The organism is Streptomyces sp. E-08, from assembly GCF_049913095.1.
Taxonomy (GTDB): domain Bacteria; phylum Actinomycetota; class Actinomycetes; order Streptomycetales; family Streptomycetaceae; genus Streptomyces.
On record NZ_CP183971.1, the window covers coordinates 4790944 to 4809969 of the forward strand.

General features: G+C 74.5%; 19 protein-coding genes. 6 read left to right on the top strand and 13 right to left on the bottom strand.

The window, feature by feature from the left end:
* The first annotated feature begins 84 nt into the window (after positions 1–84).
* Together ACN9MM_RS22145 and ACN9MM_RS22150 are read left to right on the top strand one after the other, a co-directional pair.
* The gene (locus ACN9MM_RS22145) at positions 85–675 is read left to right on the top strand and encodes a TetR/AcrR family transcriptional regulator (RefSeq protein WP_426365270.1); all 591 of its coding nucleotides are present in this window, start codon (positions 85–87) and stop codon (positions 673–675) included.
* 17 nt (positions 676–692) lie between these two features.
* A complete protein-coding gene (locus ACN9MM_RS22150; RefSeq protein ID WP_426365271.1) occupies positions 693–1580 on the top strand; it encodes an aminoglycoside phosphotransferase family protein in 888 nt (295 codons plus the stop codon).
* A gap of 26 nt (positions 1581–1606) precedes the next feature.
* On the opposite strand, the gene ACN9MM_RS22155 is transcribed toward ACN9MM_RS22150, so the two are convergent.
* The 3 genes from ACN9MM_RS22155 to ACN9MM_RS22165 form a co-directional block, all read right to left on the bottom strand.
* The gene (locus tag ACN9MM_RS22155; protein WP_426365272.1) at positions 1607–2179 is read right to left on the bottom strand and encodes a TetR/AcrR family transcriptional regulator; all 573 of its coding nucleotides are present in this window, start codon (positions 2177–2179) and stop codon (positions 1607–1609) included.
* A gap of 250 nt (positions 2180–2429) precedes the next feature.
* Positions 2430–2825: a VOC family protein gene (locus ACN9MM_RS22160; RefSeq protein WP_426365273.1), complete on the bottom strand. Its 396-nt coding sequence runs from the start codon at positions 2823–2825 to the stop codon at positions 2430–2432.
* Positions 2822–4843, bottom strand: a complete 2022-nt coding sequence (locus ACN9MM_RS22165) for a HelD family protein (protein ID WP_426365274.1) — start codon at positions 4841–4843, stop codon at positions 2822–2824. Before ACN9MM_RS22165 ends, ACN9MM_RS22160 begins: the two co-directional genes overlap by 4 nt.
* A 230-nt stretch (positions 4844–5073) precedes the next feature.
* Here ACN9MM_RS22165 and ACN9MM_RS22170 point away from each other — a divergent pair, with 230 nt between their 5' ends.
* The gene (locus ACN9MM_RS22170) at positions 5074–5259 is read left to right on the top strand and encodes a hypothetical protein (RefSeq protein ID WP_426365275.1); all 186 of its coding nucleotides are present in this window, start codon (positions 5074–5076) and stop codon (positions 5257–5259) included.
* A 3-nt stretch (positions 5260–5262) separates the two neighbouring features.
* Here ACN9MM_RS22170 and ACN9MM_RS22175 read toward each other — a convergent pair whose 3' ends face one another.
* Both ACN9MM_RS22175 and ACN9MM_RS22180 read right to left on the bottom strand, forming a co-directional pair.
* Entirely contained in the window at positions 5263–6903 is a 1641-nt protein-coding gene (locus ACN9MM_RS22175) for a DNA repair helicase XPB (protein ID WP_426365277.1), read from the bottom strand.
* Between the two features lie 110 nt (positions 6904–7013).
* A complete protein-coding gene (locus ACN9MM_RS22180) occupies positions 7014–9680 on the bottom strand; it encodes a helicase-associated domain-containing protein (RefSeq protein WP_426365278.1) in 2667 nt (888 codons plus the stop codon).
* Between the two features lie 72 nt (positions 9681–9752).
* Here ACN9MM_RS22180 and ACN9MM_RS22185 point away from each other — a divergent pair, with 72 nt between their 5' ends.
* Positions 9753–10706: a hypothetical protein gene (locus ACN9MM_RS22185; protein WP_426365279.1), complete on the top strand. Its 954-nt coding sequence runs from the start codon at positions 9753–9755 to the stop codon at positions 10704–10706.
* Between the two features lie 3 nt (positions 10707–10709).
* Here ACN9MM_RS22185 and ACN9MM_RS22190 read toward each other — a convergent pair whose 3' ends face one another.
* The 3 genes from ACN9MM_RS22190 to ACN9MM_RS22200 are packed head-to-tail and all read right to left on the bottom strand — an operon-like array spanning position 10710 to position 13569.
* Positions 10710–11516, bottom strand: coding sequence for an ABC transporter ATP-binding protein (locus ACN9MM_RS22190; RefSeq protein WP_426365280.1), 807 nt, complete (start codon positions 11514–11516; stop codon positions 10710–10712).
* Positions 11513–12568 (bottom strand): FecCD family ABC transporter permease, encoded by a 1056-nt coding sequence (locus ACN9MM_RS22195; RefSeq protein WP_426365281.1) that lies wholly within the window; start codon positions 12566–12568, stop codon positions 11513–11515. Before ACN9MM_RS22195 ends, ACN9MM_RS22190 begins: the two co-directional genes overlap by 4 nt.
* A complete protein-coding gene (locus ACN9MM_RS22200) occupies positions 12565–13569 on the bottom strand; it encodes a FecCD family ABC transporter permease (RefSeq protein WP_426365283.1) in 1005 nt (334 codons plus the stop codon). The genes ACN9MM_RS22195 and ACN9MM_RS22200 overlap by 4 nt, the downstream gene beginning before the upstream one ends.
* Positions 13570–13670: 101 nt before the next feature.
* On the opposite strand from ACN9MM_RS22200, the gene ACN9MM_RS22205 reads away from it, so the two are divergent.
* Complete coding sequence (locus ACN9MM_RS22205) at positions 13671–14303, top strand: HAD family hydrolase (protein WP_426365284.1); 633 nt, start codon at positions 13671–13673, stop codon at positions 14301–14303.
* Between the two features lie 3 nt (positions 14304–14306).
* Here the strand turns inward: ACN9MM_RS22205 and ACN9MM_RS22210 are convergent, their stop codons facing one another.
* Positions 14307–14570 carry a hypothetical protein gene (locus ACN9MM_RS22210; RefSeq protein WP_426365285.1) on the bottom strand — a complete coding sequence of 88 codons (264 nt, stop codon included), beginning with the start codon at positions 14568–14570 and terminating at the stop codon, positions 14307–14309.
* Positions 14571–14709: 139 nt separating this feature from the next.
* On the opposite strand from ACN9MM_RS22210, the gene ACN9MM_RS22215 reads away from it, so the two are divergent.
* Positions 14710–15093, top strand: coding sequence for a cold-shock protein (locus ACN9MM_RS22215; RefSeq protein ID WP_030694234.1), 384 nt, complete (start codon positions 14710–14712; stop codon positions 15091–15093).
* A 67-nt stretch (positions 15094–15160) separates the two neighbouring features.
* Here ACN9MM_RS22215 and ACN9MM_RS22220 read toward each other — a convergent pair whose 3' ends face one another.
* The 4 genes from ACN9MM_RS22220 to ACN9MM_RS22235 form a co-directional block, all read right to left on the bottom strand.
* The gene (locus ACN9MM_RS22220) at positions 15161–16012 is read right to left on the bottom strand and encodes a 1,4-dihydroxy-6-naphthoate synthase (RefSeq protein ID WP_426365286.1); all 852 of its coding nucleotides are present in this window, start codon (positions 16010–16012) and stop codon (positions 15161–15163) included.
* Positions 16009–16743, bottom strand: coding sequence for a futalosine hydrolase (locus tag ACN9MM_RS22225; protein ID WP_426365287.1), 735 nt, complete (start codon positions 16741–16743; stop codon positions 16009–16011). The genes ACN9MM_RS22220 and ACN9MM_RS22225 overlap by 4 nt, the downstream gene beginning before the upstream one ends.
* A gap of 7 nt (positions 16744–16750) precedes the next feature.
* Positions 16751–17230, bottom strand: coding sequence for a DUF2771 domain-containing protein (locus ACN9MM_RS22230; RefSeq protein WP_426365288.1), 480 nt, complete (start codon positions 17228–17230; stop codon positions 16751–16753).
* 237 nt (positions 17231–17467) lie between these two features.
* Complete coding sequence (locus ACN9MM_RS22235; protein WP_426365289.1) at positions 17468–18850, bottom strand: MFS transporter; 1383 nt, start codon at positions 18848–18850, stop codon at positions 17468–17470.
* Between the last annotated feature and the right edge of the window lie 176 nt (positions 18851–19026).

Sequence of the window (19026 nt, forward strand, 5' to 3'; positions counted from 1 at the left end):
GCTTGCGTACACCTACGAGGTCAACGATGCCAGATCGGATATACGGAGGCGTATATTCGGGCGCCGAGTGAGGAGGGACACACCGTGGGCACCGCACGCACACCGCGCGAACGATGGGTCGAGGAGGGGCTGACCGTTCTCGCCGACGGCGGGCCCGACGCCGTTCGCGTCGAGGCCCTCGCGAAGCGGCTCGGCGTCACCAAGGGCGGCTTCTACGGGTACTTCGCCGACCGCGACGCCCTCCTCGCCGCCATGCTCGACACCTGGGAGCGGGAGGCCGCCGACCAGGTCGTCGAGCGGGTCAGACAGGATCCGGACGGCGACCCCAAGGCCCTCATCACGCTCGCCGGCATGCTCACCTTCTCCGGCGACCGGCTCCGCCCCATCGACCTCGCCGTCCGCGACTGGGCCCGCCGCGACGAGGCCGTCGCCGCCCGCCTGCGCCGGGTCGACAACCGGCGCATGGGCCTGCTCCGCGAGATGATCGGCACCTTCTGCACCGACCCCGACGAGGTCGAGGCCCGCTCCCTCCTCGCCTTCTGCGTGGCCATCGGCCACCACTTCCTCGCCGCCGACCACCGGGGCCGCACCCGCGCCGAGGTCCTCGCCCGAGCGGGCGATCTCGTCCTGGACAGGCCGAAGGAGCCGAAATCCCGTGGCCCGCAGGATGCTTGATCGCTAGCCTCGCGCGCATGACCTCCACGGACATCGACGCCACCCTCGTCGAGCGGCTGATCGCCGCCCAGTTCCCCGACTGGGCAGGGCTTCCCGTACGGGAGGTCGACTCCGCCGGCACCGACAACGCCATGTTCCGGCTCGGCGACGAGTTCGCCGTACGGCTGCCGAAGGCCGACTGGGCCGCCGGTCAGGCCGAGAAGGAACAGCGCTGGCTGCCGCACCTCGCGCCGCATCTGACCCTGCCCGTGCCCGTGCCCGTCGGGCGGGGCGTGCCCGGGGAGGGGTACGGCCACGCCTGGTCGGTGTTCGCGTGGCTCGACGGCGACGACGCGTACGACGCGCCGCTCGGCGATCTCGCCCACACCGCAGTGGAGTTGGGGCGGTTCGGCCGCTCCCTGCGCGCGGTCGACACCACCGGCGGGCCCGCCTCCTCGCGGGGCGGTCCGGTCACGCGCTGGGAGGACGGCGCCATGGGGCCCGCCCTCCGGGACCTCGGCGCCGAGGGCACCGTCGACGCGGAACTCGCCACCGCCGCCTGGGAGTCCGTGCTCCGGCTCCCGCAGTGGGACGGTCCGCCCGTCTGGGTCCACGGAGACCTCCTGCCGGGCAACCTCCTCGGCCGCGACGGCCGCCTCGCCGCCGTCATCGACTTCGGCGCCCTCGGCACGGGCGACCCCGCCTGCGACACCATGCCCGCCTGGACGCTGCTCACCGCCGACACCCGCCCCCTCTTCCGCGAGGCCGCCCGGGTCGACGACGCCACCTGGGCGCGCGGCCGGGGCTGGGCGCTGGTCTGGGGCCTGGTGACCGAGCACTACTACCGGGAGACGAACCCGGTCCTCGCCGGGATCGCCCGCCGCAGCCGCACGGAGGCCCTCGCCGAGTACGCGGCGACGGTCTAGCCCCGCGCCGAGTACGCGGCGACGGTCTAGCCCCGCGCCGCCTGCGCGGTCGCCGCCAGGACCGCCTCCACCGCCGTGTCGTACACCGCCTTCTGGTGCACGGCGGTCAGCGCCTCGGCGTGGGCGCGGGTCTCCGGGTAGTCCGCCTCCGGGAGCCGGGCGTAGATGCGGGTCCAGGTGGTGTCGTCCTTGGCGCGGATCTCGGGGTTCAGCGCGCTGAGCGCGGCGGCGTGCGCGCAGAGGCCGAGCGCGGTGTCGACGAAGGTCCGGTAGAACAGCGCGGCCCGCCCCGGGTCGAGCCCCGAGCGCGTGAACGCCCCGAGCAGCAGCTCCACCATGCGCCGCTCGGCCGGGCCGCCGGTCGTGCGGGCGAAGGTCAGGGCGGTGATCCCCGGGTAGAGGGTCTGGACCCGCCAGGTCGCCTCGGCGATCCGGCGCACCGTGTCCTGCCAGGGCTCCGCCCCGGGCACCTCGCCGATCTCGTCGAGGGCGAGCTCGATGGTGCGCTCGCAGAGGGCGAGCAGCAGTTCGTCCTTGTCGCGGAAGAGCCGGTAGAGCGCGGTCACGTCGAGGTCGAGGGCCTGGGCGAGCCGTCGCATGGTGAGGCCTGCGGCGCCCTCCTCCCCGGCCAGCCGGAACGCGGATGCTGGCTCGCCGCCGGGTTCGCGTACCTCCTGTGGCTCACCCGGGGCTTCACCCGCCCGACCCCGGAGATGAGCACGGCCGAGGACCGGGAGCGGGCGGAGGCGGTACGGGCCTGAGACCACCGGGCGTGTGACCCGCACCGGGCGTCGGACCCGCATCGGTCCGAGGCCCCCCGGCGGTCCGGCGGCCCGAGGCCCCCCGGCGTCAGGCCGCCACCAATTCCACCTCGAACCCGTCCTCGTTCTCCAGGTACGCCGCGTAGACGCCCTCGCCGCCCGCGTACGGATGCCGGTCGGCGAACATCAGCCGCCAGCCGTGCGCCGGCGCCTCGGCGGCGAGGGCGTCGACGGCCGCCCGGTCGCCCGCGTGGAAGGCCAGGTGGTTGAGGCCCGGCCGGAGCCGGTCGTGGCGGTCCGACGTGCGGGCCGGGGACTGCTCCACGACCAGGTAGCAGGAGCCGAGCGCCCAGCTGCGGCCGCCCTCCCAGGACTGGAAGGGGGCGTACCCCAGGGCCCCGAGCAGCCAGCCGAGGCTCCGCTCGGCCCGCGCCAGGTCGCCCACCCACAGTTCGACGTGGTGGAGGGACCCGACGCGGCTCACAGCGCGCCCAACTGCTCGGGGATCGGGGCCGAGTGAACGACCGTCAGACCGGACACGGCACGCGTCAGAGCCACATACAGCCGCCGCAGGCCCGTTCGCTCGTCCGGTTCGCCGTCGACGACCGCCGCCGGCTCGTCCAGGACCACGTAGTCGTACTCCAGACCCTTCGCGAGCGAGGCCGGGACCAGCGTCAGCCGGGACTCGGCCGTCGTCTCCTCGCCGGGGGAGAGGTACGCCAGGCCGGCCGCCGTCAGCGCCTCCGCGAGCGGCGCGATCCGCGCGTCGGCGGCGATCAGGCCGATGGAGCCCTCGTGCACCAGCGCCTCGACGCAGGCGGCGACGGTGTCCGCGTCCAGGTCCTCCGTGCGGCGGACGGCCAGCGAGCCCGGGTTCTCCCGGACCGACTCCACCGCCGCGAGCCCCGGCGACATGTGCGGAAGGAGCCGCGAGGCGTACGCGATGACCTCGCGCGGCACACGGAATCCGGCGGTCAGCTCCTCCACCACCGCCTCCGGCTTCCCCAGGTGCCCGAGCGCCTGCGCCCAGCTCTCCGTCGCCCACGGCGTGGTGCCCTGCGCCAGGTCGCCCAGGACGGTCGCCGAACCGGTCGTGCAGCGGCGGCCCACCGCCCGGTACTGCATGGGGGACAGGTCCTGCGCCTCGTCGAGGACCACGTGCCCGAGCGAGTGCGTCCGCTCGACCAGGTCCTTCGTCTCGTCGATGAGGACGGCGTCGGCCGCCGACCACTTCGCCGCCTTCACGCTCCGCGCCGGCTTCGCCCAGAGCAGCAGCTTCTGCTCGTCCTCGGTGAGCAGCCCCTCGGCGTGCGCGGCGAGGAAGTCGGCGTCGCTCAGGAGCCGCAGGACCAGCTTCGCGGGCTCGACGGGCGGCCAGCACTGCTTCACGACGGCCTTCACCGCCGTGTTCCGCGCGACCGCGTTCTGCACGCGGTCGTCGGGGGCCTCGCCGGCCTCCTCCATCCGGACCAGGACGGCGTGCGCGATGCGCTGGGGGAGGGCCTCGTGGGCGGCGCCGTACCGGATGTCGCGGTCGAGCAACTCCCGTACCATCTGCTCCAGTTCGTACGCGGGGACCCGCCACCGCCGCGAACCGCGGACCACCATCAGGGGCTCCGTCGGCAGCGTCACGTGCGAACGGACAGCGCGCCGCAGCACCTCCGCCATCCGCGCGTCGCCCTTCACGACGGCCGTCGGCGCCTCGTCCGTGCCCCGCACCTCGACGTGCGCGACGAGGTCGTCGACCGTCGCCTGCTGCACCTCCAGCTCACCGAGCGCGGGCAGGACCTGCTCGATGTAGTGCAGGAAGGAGCGGTTCGGCCCGATGACGAGGGTGCCGGTGCGGGCGAGGCGCTCCCGGTGCGCGTACAGCAGATAGGCGACACGGTGCAGACCCACGGCGGTCTTGCCGGTCCCCGGGCCTCCCTGCACGCACACGGTCCCCGACAGGTCGGAGCGGACGATGCCGTCCTGCTCGGGCTGGATCGTGGCGACGATGTCCCGCATGGGGCCGACGCGCGGCCGCTCGATCTCGGCCTGGAGCAGCCGGCTGGTGTGCTCCAGCTCCTCCGGGTCGGAGAGGTGCTCGTCCTCGTAGGCGGTGAGGTCGCCGCCCGTGTACCCGAAACGGCGCCGCAGGCCGACGTCCTGCGGGTCCTTCTTCGACGCCTGGTAGTACGGCTGCGAGACCGGCGCACGCCAGTCGATCACCATCGGGTCGCCGTCGGCGTCGTGGACGTGCCGCCGGCCGATGTAGAAGCGCTGGCCCTCCTGCGTGGTGTGCAGGTAGTCGAGCCGCCCGAAGAAGAGCGGGGTGTCCGCGAGGTCGGCGAGCGCCTTGATCCGGTCCTCGATCTGGCGGCCGAGCACCAGGGAGTTGACCCAGTTCGCGGTGACGTCCTTGATGTCGAGCGCCTCGACGTCCTCGCGCATCGCGCGGAGCGCGGCCCGGGAGGAGGTCAGATGGGCGCGCTCGCGCGCGAGGGGGTCGGAAACGGACACGGTGAAGCCTCCGGGCAGGTGGATACGCGGACACGACAAGGTGGCCGCCGGTTTCCGACCGGACGGCGGCGCTCCACGAACGGGAAGCGGGGGAAGCCGGCAAGTGTAACTCCGGTCGCGCGGCGGGGCGAACGGTCACTGCCCCTAGGGGACGGGATCCGACGCGAGACGGACCCCGGTTCCACCCCCAGGCCGATGTATCCGCAATGTCCGGATTCCATGATGGAGGCATGGCAGCGACGACCTTCACCCTCGTGACCACCGTCCCCCGCCCCCACCGCCTCGCGACGGCCGTCCGCGCGATACGCGCCTTCGGCGGCGCGGCGGCCGCGGTAGCCCTTCTGGGCGACTACGGCCCGCCGGGGGCGGGAGTCCGCGACCCCCGCCCCGGGCACATCGGCCGTGTGCGGGACTGACCCTCAGGACCCCAGCAGCTCGTCCGCGTCGACGATCCGGTACGCGTAGCCCTGTTCCGCCAGGAAGCGCTGGCGGTGGGCCGCGAAGTCCTGGTCGATCGTGTCCCGCGCGACCACCGAGTAGAAGTGCGCCTGGTGACCGTCCGCCTTCGGGCGCAGCACCCGGCCCAGGCGCTGTGCCTCCTCCTGCCGGGAGCCGAAGGTGCCCGAGACCTGGATCGCGACCGTCGCCTCCGGCAGGTCGATCGAGAAGTTCGCGACCTTCGACACGACGAGCACGTGGATCTCGCCGTTGCGGAACGCGTCGAACAGCTTCTCGCGCTGCGCGTTCGACGTCTCGCCCTTGATCACCGGGGCGTCCAGGTGCTCGCCGAGCTCGTCCAGCTGGTCGATGTACTGCCCGATGACGAGGATCTGCTGGCCCTCGAACTTCTTGACCAGCGCCTCCGTCACCTTCCGCTTCGTCGCCGTCGTCGCGCAGAAGCGGTACTTCTCCTCCGCCTCGGCCGTCGCGTACGCGAGCCGCTCCGCGTCGGTCAGGTTCACGCGGACCTCGACGCAGTCGGCGGGCGCGATGTACCCCTGCGCCTCGATCTCCTTCCACGGCGCGTCGAAGCGCTTCGGCCCGATCAGCGAGAACACGTCGGACTCCCGCCCGTCCTCGCGCACGAGCGTCGCGGTGAGCCCGAGGCGCCGGCGGGCCTGGAGGTCGGCGGTGAACTTGAAGACCGGCGCCGGCAGCAGGTGCACCTCGTCGTACACGATGAGGCCCCAGTCGCGGGAGTCGAAGAGCTCCAGATGGGGATAGATCCCCTTCCGCTTCGTCGTCAGCACCTGGTACGTGGCGATGGTGACCGGCCGGATCTCCTTCCGCGTCCCGCTGTACTCGCCGATCTCGTCCTCGGTCAGCGAGGTCCGCTTCACCAGCTCGTGCTTCCACTGCCGGGCGGACACGGTGTTCGTGACGAGAATGAGCGTCGTCGCCTTGGCCTGGGCCATCGCCCCGGCCCCGACCAGCGTCTTGCCCGCGCCGCAGGGCAGCACGACGACCCCGGAGCCGCCGTGCCAGAAGCCGTCGACGGCCTGCTTCTGGTACGGGCGCAGCGCCCAGCCGTCCTCGGCCAGGTCGATCCGGTGCGCCTCCCCGTCGACGTACCCGGCGAGGTCCTCGGCCGGCCAGCCCAGCTTCAGCAGCGTCTGCTTGATCTGCCCGCGCTCGGAGGGGTGCACGACGACGGTGTCCGCGTCGATCCGCTCCCCGACCAGCGGCTGCACCTTCCTCGACCGGAGGATCTCCTCCAGGACGGGCCGGTCGGTCGACGTCAGCACGAGCCCGTGCGTGGGGTGCTTGGAGAGCGTCAGCCGCCCGTACCGGGCCATGGTCTCGGCGATGTCGACGAGCAGCGCGTGCGGCACGGGGTAGCGCGAGTACTCGACGAGCGCGTCGACGACCTGCTCGGCGTCGTGCCCGGCGGCCCGCGCGTTCCACAGACCCAGCGGCGTCACCCGGTACGTGTGGATGTGCTCCGGCGCCCGCTCCAGCTCCGCGAACGGCGCGATGGCCCGCCGGCAGGCCTCGGCGAGCTCGTGGTCGACCTCCAGGAGCAGCGTTTTGTCGCTCTGGACGATGAGTGGCCCATTCACGTGCGATCGGTCCTTCCCGGGCCGCTCCGACGACGGCCAATCCTCCAGTCTGCCCGATCCGGGGCGCCGGTGGGCAGGGTCGGGGGCCGGTCTGGTCGGCGGGGTACCCGCTACACCTGGTCGTCCGCCAGTTCCGCGACGCCGGTGATGCGGTGCAGGGGGTACGTGCGGACCTCGTCGGCCGTGTGGTCGTAGCCCGTCACGAAGCCGCCCTCGACGCGCACCGGGGCGATGACGCGCTGGCTCGCCGCGCCCTCCGCGTTCACGTAGCCGATCCAGACGGCCGAGCCGGTCATCGCGGCGGCCTGGACGGTGGCCAGGGTCTCGGCGGCCGAGGTGCGCGGCAGGCCGCCCGTCGCCGCCACGGGGGCCGCGGGTTCCTTCCGTACCGCCGTCGCCGCCCGGTCGCCCGCCCGGATCGCCTTCACCGCCGCGCCGAGCAGGGTGGTGTCGGGGGCCGGCGGGCCGTCGGGGACGGGCACCGGGGCCGTGCGGGCCGGGGTGCGGTACGCGTCGGCGCGGGTGACCAGGACGTCGCCCTCGGCGGACTCGGCGGCCGGGGCGTACCCCATCGACCGAAGCCCCTCGAGGAGCGACGCCGGGTCCGCCTGCGCGGCGAGCACCGTCGGCGCGAGCCGGCGCAGGCCCAGGGGGGCGGAGCGCCGGTCGGCCAGGATCTCGCCGAGGACGGTGTCGTCGTCGCAGCGCACGTACGCGGAGGCCGCCCCGATCCGCAGGTGGCCGTGTCTCCTGGCCACGTCGTCGATCAGGTACGCGAGCGGCTGCGGCACGGGCGTGCGGGAGTGCGCCGTGAGGAAGTCGTGCAGGTCGGACGCCGACCGCCCGGAGTCCAGCGCGCGCCGTACGGAACCGGGCGTGAACCGGTAGACCGTCGCGCCACCCTTCGATTCCACGTCCGCCAGGACCGCCAGCGCGTCGGCCAGCGGCCGCCGAAGCGGCCCGGGCGCGACGGCCGTCAGGTCGGCCTGGAGCAGCACGTGGTCGACGGCCTCGGGGAGCAGCGGCGCGAGCAGGGTCGCGGCCCGTCCGGCGGCCACCGACAGTTCGACGCGGCCCCCGTGGTCGGCGGGGGCGGCGGCCTCCGCCAGGGGGAGGTTGAGCAGCGCCCGGGCGGGGCCGGCGAGTGCGCCCCGGCCCGTCAGCCCGAGCAGTTCGGCCTCGGCGAGCGTCCAGCGGGCGAGCCGCGACCGCAGGTCACCGGGGAGGTCGGGGCCGTACCCGGGTGCCGCGAAGCCGTCGGCCGTCGCGCCGAAGCCGCCGGCCGCCGGGCCGGAGCCCGCGCCGGGGGCCGAACCCGCACCGGGTGCGGACGCGGACGTCTGCCCCGGCGCCGCCGGCCGCTGCGGGGCCGTCTGTGCGGCGCCCCGCGGCGGCCGCTCCCAGCGCAGCCGCGCGAACAGCGACTCCGGGTCCGCCGCCGCGCCCGGCGGGAGCGTCGCGAGGAGCTCCAGTACCCGGTGCCGGACCTCGGGCGCGGGCGCGCGGTCCAGGTCCGGGCCGAGCACGGCGAGCGTGCGGCCCTTCGCGTCCGCGCCGCCCACCAGGCCGGCCGTCCGGGTCGCCGTGAGCCAGGGCGCGACGATCCGTGCCCAGCGTTCGGCGGGGGGCAGGTCGAGCCAGTCGTCGTAGGCGGGCGTCGGTGCGTACCGCTCGTCCGCCTCGCCGTCCGAGGCGAGCAGCCCCGCCCCGAAGCACAGCTCCAGCCAGAACGCGGCGAGCTGCTCCGTCACGTCCAGGGCCGCCGCGGTCTTCTTGAGGTCCCGTACGGACATCCCGCCCGCCCGCAGCACCTGCGGACCGCCCTGGTCCCAGGACTTCAGGAGCTCCTCGACGGTCGCGAGCGCCGCGTGCGCCTGCCCGGCGGCGGCGCTGTCCACAACCTGGGGACGGTAGTCGCGCGCCACCCTCAGGACCGGCGCCACCGGCTCCGGGCGGCGGTGCGCCCGGCCGCCCCGCAGGTGCAGCGCCACCTCGCGCGGCAGCACCATCGTCCGCGCCGACACCGGGAGCAGCAGGCCCCGGTCGCGCAGCCAGCGCACCGGGGGCGCGGGGTTCGCCGTCACCTCGCCGTACGGCGGACCCCACACCAGCCGGTCCAGGACGGACAGCGCGTCCGGGGACGCCTCGTCGAGGAGTCGGCCCATCCGCGCCCGGTCCGTGAACAGCTCCGTGAGCACCACCACCGCCGACACCGGGTCGTGCGTCGGCGTCAGCCCCGCGGTCGCGATGATCTCCTGCACCCGGCCCGGCGACATGCCCGCCGTCGCCTCCGCGACCGTCGGCCCCAGACCGGTCGGCGAAGGGTGCTGCGCCGAGGGCGCGAGCAGCTCGCGTGCGGTCCGTACGAGCCGCAGTCGGTCGTCCTCGCCCCACAGCAGGGCCTGCTCGCGCAGCAGTGCCACCGCGCCCGGCAGCGCCGCCTCGATCTCCGGATCACCCTCGTCGCCGGTGAGCAGCCCCAGGAGCACGGGGTACGGGGCGGGGTCGGGGGCGACGGCGAGAGCCTCGGCCGTCTGGAGCGCGAACCGGTCGAGCCGCTCCAGGGCCCGCACCACCGAACCCCGCGTGCCGGCGCGGGTCGCCAGCTGCGTCAGGTCGTTGGGTACGGGGTTGAGCAGGTCGGGGCGGGCGCGCAGCAGCGCGGAGAGCCCCTCGTCGCCCCGCGCGCGGAGCGCCTCCGCGAGCGTGCGGGGCGCCGCGGCGGCGCCAGTTACCTCGGGCACGTGCGCCTCCCGGTCGAGCTCACCGATCCCCATCCGGACCACGTTAGCCGCTGTCCAGGCGCTAACGTCGGGCCGTACCGGGCGAACCGGCCGTGGAGGGGCATCGTGGGGATCGAGAGCGACCGTCTGGTCTACGACTATCTGAGCCGCGTCGGCGATCTGGCGCAGGAGCGGCACCTGCCGGCGAGCGACCGGATGAAGCTGGTGTCCGGGCTGCGGAACGAGATCGACCGGCGGCGCGCCACGCACGGCGAGGAGAGCCCGGCGGCGGTACGCGGCATCCTCGGGGCCCTGGGGACCCCGGACGAGGTCGTGGACCGGGCGGGGCCCTCGGAGGGGCGGCCGGTGCCGAAGCCGCGGGCGGGGGAGGGCGGGGCCCGTGACGTCGCCGGAAAACCGCGGGCGGCTTCCGGCGCGTCGGTCGCGATTCCGGCCCAGGACGACCGGGCGCCCGACGCGCCCGCGGCCCCCGCGGCGGACTGGTGGCGGACGGACACCGACGACCCCACCGACGAGGACGGGTTCTTCGGGTTCGTCGGCGGCATCGAGCGGCCGGACCTCTTCGCGCCGCCCGTCCCGGAGGAGGACGAGGAGGAGGACGAGGAGGACGAGGCCCCGGCTCCGGGCAAGGCCCGCCGCCTCGCCCGTCTCCTCCGCCTCCGCAAGGCCCCGGCCCCGGCTCCCGAGGCGGATCCCGAACCGGCGGCGGCGCCCCGTGTCCGCCTCGCGAACCCCTTCGTGCTGCTCGCCGCGCTGCTCCTGCTCGGCGGGGCGGTCTTCGGCTCGCTGGTCGCCCTCGCGGCGGGCTGGCTCCTCGCGTACGCGTCCCGACGGCTGACCCCGGGCGAGGTCAAGGGCGCCGTCCTCGTGATCCCCGGCCTCAGCGCCGCGACCGGGATCCTCTGGCTGTGGGGCCGCGTCGAGGGCCGCTGGGGCGAGGCGGTGGCACCGGGCGGCGAGGCGATGGGCGCGGCGGTCTCCGAGACCTGGCCCTGGGTCCTGCGCGGCGCGGCGGTCGCCTCGGCCCTGTTCCTCCTCTGGCGCTCGCGCAGGCACTGAGCCCTACGACGGCACGGGCTCCTCGGCCCCCCAGGGCGCCCCCGGCACCACCAGAGGGGAGCCCGTCACCGGGTCCGGGACCACGACGGACGTCAGGCCGAAGACGTCCCGTACGAGCTCCGTCGTGACGATCTCCGACGGCGGGCCCTCCGCGACCACCCGGCCCGCCTTCATGGCGACGAGGTGGTCGGCGTACCGGGCGGCCTGGTTCAGGTCGTGCAGGACGAGGACGACGGTCCGGCCGCGCAGCCGGTTGAGGCGGCGGACCAGGTCGAGGACCTCCACCTGGTGGGAGATGTCCAGGTAGGTGGTGGGCTCGTCGAGGAGGAGCAGGTCGGTCTCCTGGGCGAGGGCCATCGCGATCCACACCCGCTGCCGCTGCCCGCCGGAGAGCGCGTCGACGGACCGGTCGGCCAGCGCGGCGACGTCCGTGCGCTCCATGGCGTCGGCGACGGCCCGCTCGTCCTCCTCCGACCACTGCTTCCACCAGGCCTGGTGCGGCTGCCGGCCCCGGGAGACGAGGTCGGCGACGGTGATGGCCTCGGGTGCGACGGGCGTCTGCGGCAGCAGGCCGATGGAGCGGGCGATGCGCTTGGTCGGCAGCTTCGCCAGCGATTCCCCGTCGAGGAGGACGGCGCCGCCCGCCGGCTTGAGGAGCCGGCCGAGCGCCCGGAGGGTGGTGGACTTGCCGCAGGCGTTGGGGCCGACGATCACGGTCACCTTGCCGTCGGGGACCGCGAGGTCGAGCTCCTCGACGACGGTGCGGTCCTCGTAGGCGAGGGTCAGCCCGCTGGCCTGCAGTCTGCTCACGACGTTCCTCCAACGGCTCGGCTCCGGACGATGAGCCAGATCAGGTACGGGGCGCCGACGGCTGCGGTGAGGACGCCCACCGGCAGTTCGACGGGGGAGAGGAGCCGCCGGCCGAGCAGGTCGGCGACGACCACGATCACCGCGCCGGTGAGCGCGGAGCACAGCAGCGGGATCTGCGCGGTGCGGGTCATGCGGCGGGCGATCTGCGGGGCGAGCAGCGCCACGAAGTCGACCGGTCCGGCGACGCCGGTCGCCACCGAGGCGAGGACGACGCCGACGGCGACGAGCCCGAGGCGGACCCCGCCGAGCCGGACGCCGAGCGCGGTGGCCGTGTCGTCGTCGAGGGAGACGGTCCGCTGGGCGCGGGCCGCCCACAGCACGGCGGGCAGCAGCAGGAGCAGCGTCCAGCGGATCGGCGCGGACTCGTCCCAGCCGCGCCCGTTGAGGGAGCCCGTCATCCAGATCTGGGCCTGCTGGGCGACGAGGTAGTCGCCCTTCGTCATGAAGAGCGTGATGAGGGACCGCAGTGCGATCGCGATGCCGATGCCGATGAGGACGAAGCGGGTGGCGTGGAGCCCGCCGCGCCAGGCGAAGGCGTAGACGAGGGCGGCGGCGAGGATGCCGCCGGCGATGGAGACGTACGGCAGGACGGTGTACGAGGTGAGGCCGAAGGTCATCGCGGCGACGGTGACGGCCCCGGCGCCCTGGCTGATGCCGATGATGTCGGGGCTGGCGAGCGGGTTGCGGGCCACGGTCTGGATGAGGCCGCCCGCGATGCCGAAGGCGGCGCCGACGGCGAGGGCGACGACGAGCCGCGGTTCGCGCAGCTCCTCGACGACGAACGCGGACGGCGACGGCTCGCCGAGGAGGATCCGGAGGACCTCGCCGGGTGCGACGGACTTCTCTCCGACGCACAGGTAGGCGACCGAGGCCGCGGCCAGGAGCAGCAGGAGGCCGGCGGCGACGAGGGCCGAGCGGCGGTGGACGAGGAACGATCCGCGTCCGGCGCGCACGAGCCCGTGTCCGGCGGGCCGGACGTTCACGGTGGTCACGCGGGCACCGCCTTCCGCCGCACCAGGGTCACCAGGAACGGCACGCCGATGAGGGCGGTCATCACCCCGGCCGGGATCTCGCCCGGCGGGAACAGGATCCGTCCGGCGACGTCGGCGACGAGCAGCATCACCGGCCCGATGAGCGCGGCCATCGGCAGTACCCAGCGGTGGTCGGAGCCGACGACGGCGCGGGCGATGTGGGGGACGGCGAGGCCGACGAAGGCGACGGGCCCGGCGGCGGCGACGGCCGCGCCGGTGAGGACGGTCGCGCCGAGCCCGCCCACGATCCGTACGGTCGCGACGCGCTGCCCGAGCCCCTTGGCGACGTCCTCGCCGAGCGCGAGCGCGTCGAGTCCGCGGGCCACGGAGAGGACGAGGACCGCGCCGAGCAGCAGGAAGGGCCAGATCTGGCCGACGATCTCGGTGTCGCGCCCGTCGAGGGAGCCGATCTGCCAGAACCGGAACTCGTCGAGCGCCGAGGCCCTGGTCGTGAGGACGCCGGTGGTGACGGACAGCAGCAGCGCGTTGATCGCGGCGCCGCCGAGCGCCAGTTTCACGGGCGTGGCGCCGCCGCGTCCGGCGGCGGCGATCGCGTAGACGGCGACCGAGGCGAGGGCGGCGCCGGCGAAGGCGAACCACACGTACCCGCTCAGCTCGTGCACGCCGAGGAAGGCGATGGCGAGGACGACCGCGACCGACGAGCCCTGGCTGATGCCGAGGATGCCGGGGTCGGCGATGGGGTTGCGGGTGATGCCCTGGAGGGTGGTGCCGGCGAGCGCGAGGGCGGCGCCGACCATCAGCCCGATGAGGGTCCGGGGGACGCGGAGCTCGCGGACGACGTCGGCGTCGGTGCCGGTCGCGCCGTGCAGGAGGGCGTCGAGGACGGTGGACGGCGCGACGGGGCGGGCGCCCACGGCGAGGCTGAGCAGGACGGCGAGGAGGAGGGCGACGAGAGCCGCCGAGGTCGCGAGGACCCGTCTGGTACGGAAAGCGGCTGGCATCGGGACCCATCGGGGGAGAACAGGGCGTGCGGGTTTGGTAAGGCTTGCCTCAGTGTAGTCAGCACGGATCTGCCGTCACCCGGGCCGGAGGTCCCGCGACAATGGGCCCCATGACGACCACCCCCGCGAAGGCGCCCACCGTCGGCTTCGACCTCGACCTGACCCTGCTCGACACCCGCCCCGGCATCAGGGCGGCCTTCGTCGCCTTCTCCGCCGAGACGGGCGTCCCGATCGACGCCGACCTCGTCGTGAGCCGCCTCGGGCCCCCGCTGGAGCAGGAGATCGCGCACTGGTTCCCTGCGGAGCACGTCACGGAGATGACCGCCCGCTACCGGGCGCTCTACCCGGCGTACGCGATAGAGCCGACGGTCCCGATGCCGGGCGCCCGGGACGCCGTCGACGCCGTGCGCGAGGCGGGCGGCCGCACGATCGTCGTCACCGCGAAGAACGGCCCGCACGCCGAGCTGCACCTCGCGCACCTGGCCATCGAGCCGGACGCGGTCGCGGGCGGCCTGTGGGCCGAGGGCAAGGCGGAGGCCCTGCGCGCGCACGGCGCCGGGGTGTACGTCGGGGACCACGTCGGCGACGTCCGGGGCGCCACCGCGGCGGGCGCCCTCTCGGTGGCCGTGGCGACCGGCCCCTGCCCCGCCGAGGAGCTGCGTGCGGCCGGCGCGGACGTGGTCCTGGCGGACCTGACGGACTTCCGTGCCTGGTGGGAGGGGTACCTGGCCTGACCGTCAGGCGGTTTGGCCGGAACGGGCCTGCCGCCGCTGGGCGGCGACCGACCGCAGCACCCCGGCGGCGGCGAGGAGGAATCCGACCCCCATCAGCATCGACACGAGGTACGCCACGGTGGGGAACGGGTCCGTCCCGAGGAGCAGCGGGGCCACGGTGACCAGCGTCGCGACCGCGCCGATCGCGAACACGATCACGCCGACCTTGACGAGTCCGTCACCCGGGGCACTGTCGTCCACCGGCACGGCGGGGGTTTCACTACGCATCCGGCCAGGGTAGTTCCCAGGCCGGAGGAACACATCGGCGACGTCTTGTCACCGGCCTCCTGCCCATTAGCCTGGTGCCGGCGGGTCGGTCGACCCGCCGTTTGCCATCCCCGCGACGAGGACGAGGACGAGGACAGACGTGCCTACCGGCAAGGTCAAATGGTTCAACAGCGAGAAGGGCTTCGGCTTTCTCTCCCGCGACGACGGCGGCGACGTCTTCGTGCACTCGTCGGTGCTCCCTGCCGGAGTCGACGCGCTGAAGCCCGGTCAGCGGGTGGAGTTCGGCGTCGTCGCCGGTCAGCGCGGCGACCAGGCGCTGTCCGTCACGATCCTCGACCCGACCCCGTCCGTCGCCGCGGCGCAGCGCCGTAAGCCCGACGAACTGGCGTCCATCGTGCAGGACCTGACGACGCTCCTGGAGAACATCACGCCGATGCTGGAGCGCGGCCGCTACCCGGAGAAGGCGGCCGGCAAGAAGATCGCCGGCCTGCTGCGCGCGGTCGCCGACCAGCTGGACGTGTAGCCGACAGGCTGGACGTGTGGCCGGCCGGCGGGTCGCGCATCCGGCCGGCGGGTCGTGCGGGCGCCTCTCAGGGGAACGCGAGCGCGTCCGGGCCGAGGGGCGGTACGAGTCCCTCGGCCGCGGCGCGCGTGAGCAGCCCGCGGACCGCCGCGTAGCCGTGCTCGCCGAGGTCGGCCGTGAACTCGTTGACGTAGAGACCGATGTGCTGGTCGGCGACCTTCGGGTCCATCTCCTGGGCGTGCTCCAGGACGTACGGCCGGGAGGCCGCCGGGTCGTCCCAGGCCATCCGCACCGAGGCGCGGGCGGACGCGGCGAGCAGCTCCAGCGTCTCCTCGCCCAGTGAGCGGCGGGCGACGATCGCGCCCAGCGGGATCGGGAGGCCGGTCGTGGACTCCCAGTGCTCGCCCATGTCGGCGAGGCAGTGCAGCCCGTAGTTCTGGTAGGTGAAGCGGGCCTCGTGGATGACGAGCCCCGCGTCGACCTTCCCGTCCCGCACGGCGGGCATGATCTCGTGGAACGGCATCACGACGACGTCCCCGACACCGCCGGGCACGGTCTCGGCCGCCCACAGCCGGAAAAGCAGGTACGCGGTCGAGCGCTCGCTCGGCACGGCGACCGTCTTCCCCGCCAGGTCCGCGCCGGTCGCGGCGTCGCGGGTCAGGACGAGCGGGCCGCAGCCCCGGCCCAGGGCGCCGCCGCAGGGCAGCAGGGCGTACTCGTCGAGGATCCACGGCAGCACCGCGTACGACACCTTCAGGACGTCGTGGGCGTCGCTGCCGCTCTCGGCCCAGCCGTTGGTGACGTCGATGTCCGCGAAGGTCACGTCGAGCCGGGGCGCGCCCGGGACCCGGCCGTGCGCCCAGGCGTCGAAGACGAAGGTGTCGTTCGGGCAGGGCGAGTAGGCGATCTTGAGTTTCACGCGTGCGGCTCCCACGGCTCCACGAGGACGGTGCTGCCGAGCAGCTCGAAGGTGTGCCGGAGGGCGGCCAGGGCCTCGCCGATGCGCCAGGCGGCGCGGTCGCGGGGGCCGACGGCGTTCGACACGGCCCGGATCTCGACGACGGGCACGCCGTACGCGGCGGCGGCCTCGGCGACTCCGAAGCCCTCCATCGCCTCGGCGGCGGCCGTCGGATGCCGCTCGGCGAGCTCGGCGGCGCGCCGGGCGGTGCCGGTGACGGTGGAGACGGTGAGAACGGGCGCGAGGGCGTACGAGGGGGTGGCGCCGAGGGCGGCGGTGATGCGGCCGGTCAGCGCATCGGGCACGGCGTGGACGGACCGGCCGAAGCCGAGGTCCTCGACCGCGAGGTATCCGTCCGGGGTCTCGGCCCCGAGGTCGGCGGCGACGATCGCCGAGGACACCACGACCGAACCGACCGGCGCGGCCGGCTGGAACCCGCCCGCGATCCCGGCGGAGACGACGAGGCCGTAGGGGGCCCCGGTCAGGGTCCCGTGCGCGAGCGCCGTTCCCGTCGCGGCGGCGACGGCGGCGGGCCCGACCCCGCCGACGAGGACGTCGACGCGGTCCGCGTGGCGGCGCAGCGCGAGGCCCCCCGGCAGCGGGAGGACCACGGGGCCGCCGAGGCCGAGGCCGGCGGAGACGGAGTCCGCCTCCGCCGCCACGGCCGTCACGATCAGGATCCGGTGGACCACCGGCGGATCAGGAGTCCTTCTTCAGCTGGAAGTGCCAGATGCCGGTCAGCTTCTTGCCGGTGTTCTCGACGATGGTCACCTGGGTCTTGTCGGTGGCCTCGCCGGTCTGGCTGGAGAAGAAGGCGCTGGCCGGGATGGTCCGGTACGTCTTCTTGTACGGCTCGGGCTCGGCCTGCTGGCCGCCGAGGAAGATCGTCCAGCCGTTGTCCGCGATCTCCGGGTCCACCCCGAAGCGGATCTTGTCGTCAGCGGAGACCGTGATGGACTTCTCGGCCTTCTTGTTGAGGCACTGCTGGATCTGCGACTCCTTGATGGCGTCGCCGTCGTTGTAGCAGGCGGCCTCGGAGTGCACCGATTCGGTCCCGACCGTCAGGGTCGCGAGCGGAGTCGGCTTGTCGCAGGCGGAGAGTACGAGGAGGCCGGCGGAGACGGCCCCGAGGGCGACGGCGGCCCGGCGGCGCGAGCCGGAGAAGAACGCAACGGTCATGAGCCGAAGGCTATCGGGCCGCCGCGTCCGCGCCACGCGGGGGTACGGCGTGCCGCCCCGGCGTACCGCTCCGTACGGAGTGTCACGGGGCGCCGCCGGGCCGCTTCCGCCCTCGCAGGGCCCAGGCATGCGTCCGCGTACGGCCCCGGCCCGGGCCGCCTTCTTCCGCGTACGGCCCCGGCATGCGTCCGCGTACGGCCCCGGCCTAGGCCGTCTTCTTTCGCGTACGGCCCCGGCCTAGGCCACCTTCGTCCTCGGGCGGCCGCCCTTCGGGCCCGGGCGGCCGCGGGCCGCCGTCAGGAGGCCCCGGACGGCGAGGCCCCAGCCCAGGGCCAGGATCCCGGCGGCGACGGCCATGCCGAGGGTGCCGTTCAGCGGCAGTGCGATGCCGATCCCGCCGCCCACCACCCACGCCATCTGCAGCGCAGTCTCGGAGCGGGCGAACGCCGAGGTCCGCACCAGCTCCGGCACGTCCCGCTGGATGAGCGCGTCCAGGGACAGCTTCGACAGGGCCTGGGTGAGCCCCGCGACCGCGGTGAGGACGGCCACCATCAGGCCGCCGAAGAAGACCGCCGCGCAGATCGCCGTACCGAGCACCACGCTGATCATCGTGGCGATGATCACCTCGGGCCCGTGGCCCCGGTCCCGCAGCAGCGAGCCGGCCGCCGTGCCGCACGCGTTGCCCACGCCCGCCGCCACGCCCACGATCCCCAGCGACACGGCGGCGCTCTGCCCCGACAGCGGGTGCTCGCGCAGCAGGAACGCCAGGAAGAAGATCAGGAAACCGGACAGCATGCGCTGCGCCGCGTTCGCCTCCAGACCGTGCAGCACCGACGGGCCGACCGTCCGCAGGCTCGGCTTCCTCTCACCGTGGGTCAGCAGGTGCGCCCGCCGCTCGCCCTTCGCCGAGTCCACCTTGGGCGGCATCCGCAGCGCCCAGAACGTGCCGAGCAGGAACAGCGCGCACGCCCCGTAGAGCGGCCAGCCCGGCCCGATCAGCTGGAGCCCGGCCCCGATGGGCGCGGCGATGCCGGTGGCGAGCAGTCCGGCCAGGGTGACCCGTGAGTTCGCCTTCACGAGCGAGAAGTTCGGTGGCAGGAGCCGGGGCACGACGGCGCTGCGGACCACCCCGTACGCCTTCGAGGCCACGAGGACGCCGAGCGCCGCCGGATACAGCTCCAGACCGCCCGTCGCCACGGCCCCCGACATCATCACCGCGAGGACGGCACGGGTCAGCATCGCGCCGGCCATCGCCGCCCGCCGCCCGTGCGGGATCCGGTCCAGGAGCGGACCGATCACGGGGGCGAGGAGGGTGAAGGGGGCCATCGTGACGGCCAGGTAGAGCGCCACGCGCCCGCGGGCCTCGTCGGTCGGCACGGAGAAGAAGACGGTGGAGGCGAGGGCGACGGTGATCATGACGTCGCCGGCGCCGTTCACGGCGTGGAGCTCGATCAGTTTTCCGAGACCGGACTCGCCCGCGCCGTGCGCGTGGGTGGCCTTGCGGATGCCCTTCGCGGTCCCGGTGAACGGCAGGTGCAGGACGCGCCCGACCCTCCGGCCCGCTCGGCGGAGCGGCCCGGCGGGATCATGCGATCGTACGGGGGACCGTGCGGCTGCCACTCCGTCATAGTGCCCCACGGGCGCGCCCGACGAACCGTGCCACGACGGTGGAGGCCCGACGAGCGGTCCGGAAGAGAGCGTCGCCGGGGCTGCGTCAGGGGCCGTTCAGGGGGCCGTTCCGGCAGTCGTTCCCGTGTCCCCCGGGGGCGTCCGGCGGGGTGCGTACGGGCCGGGCG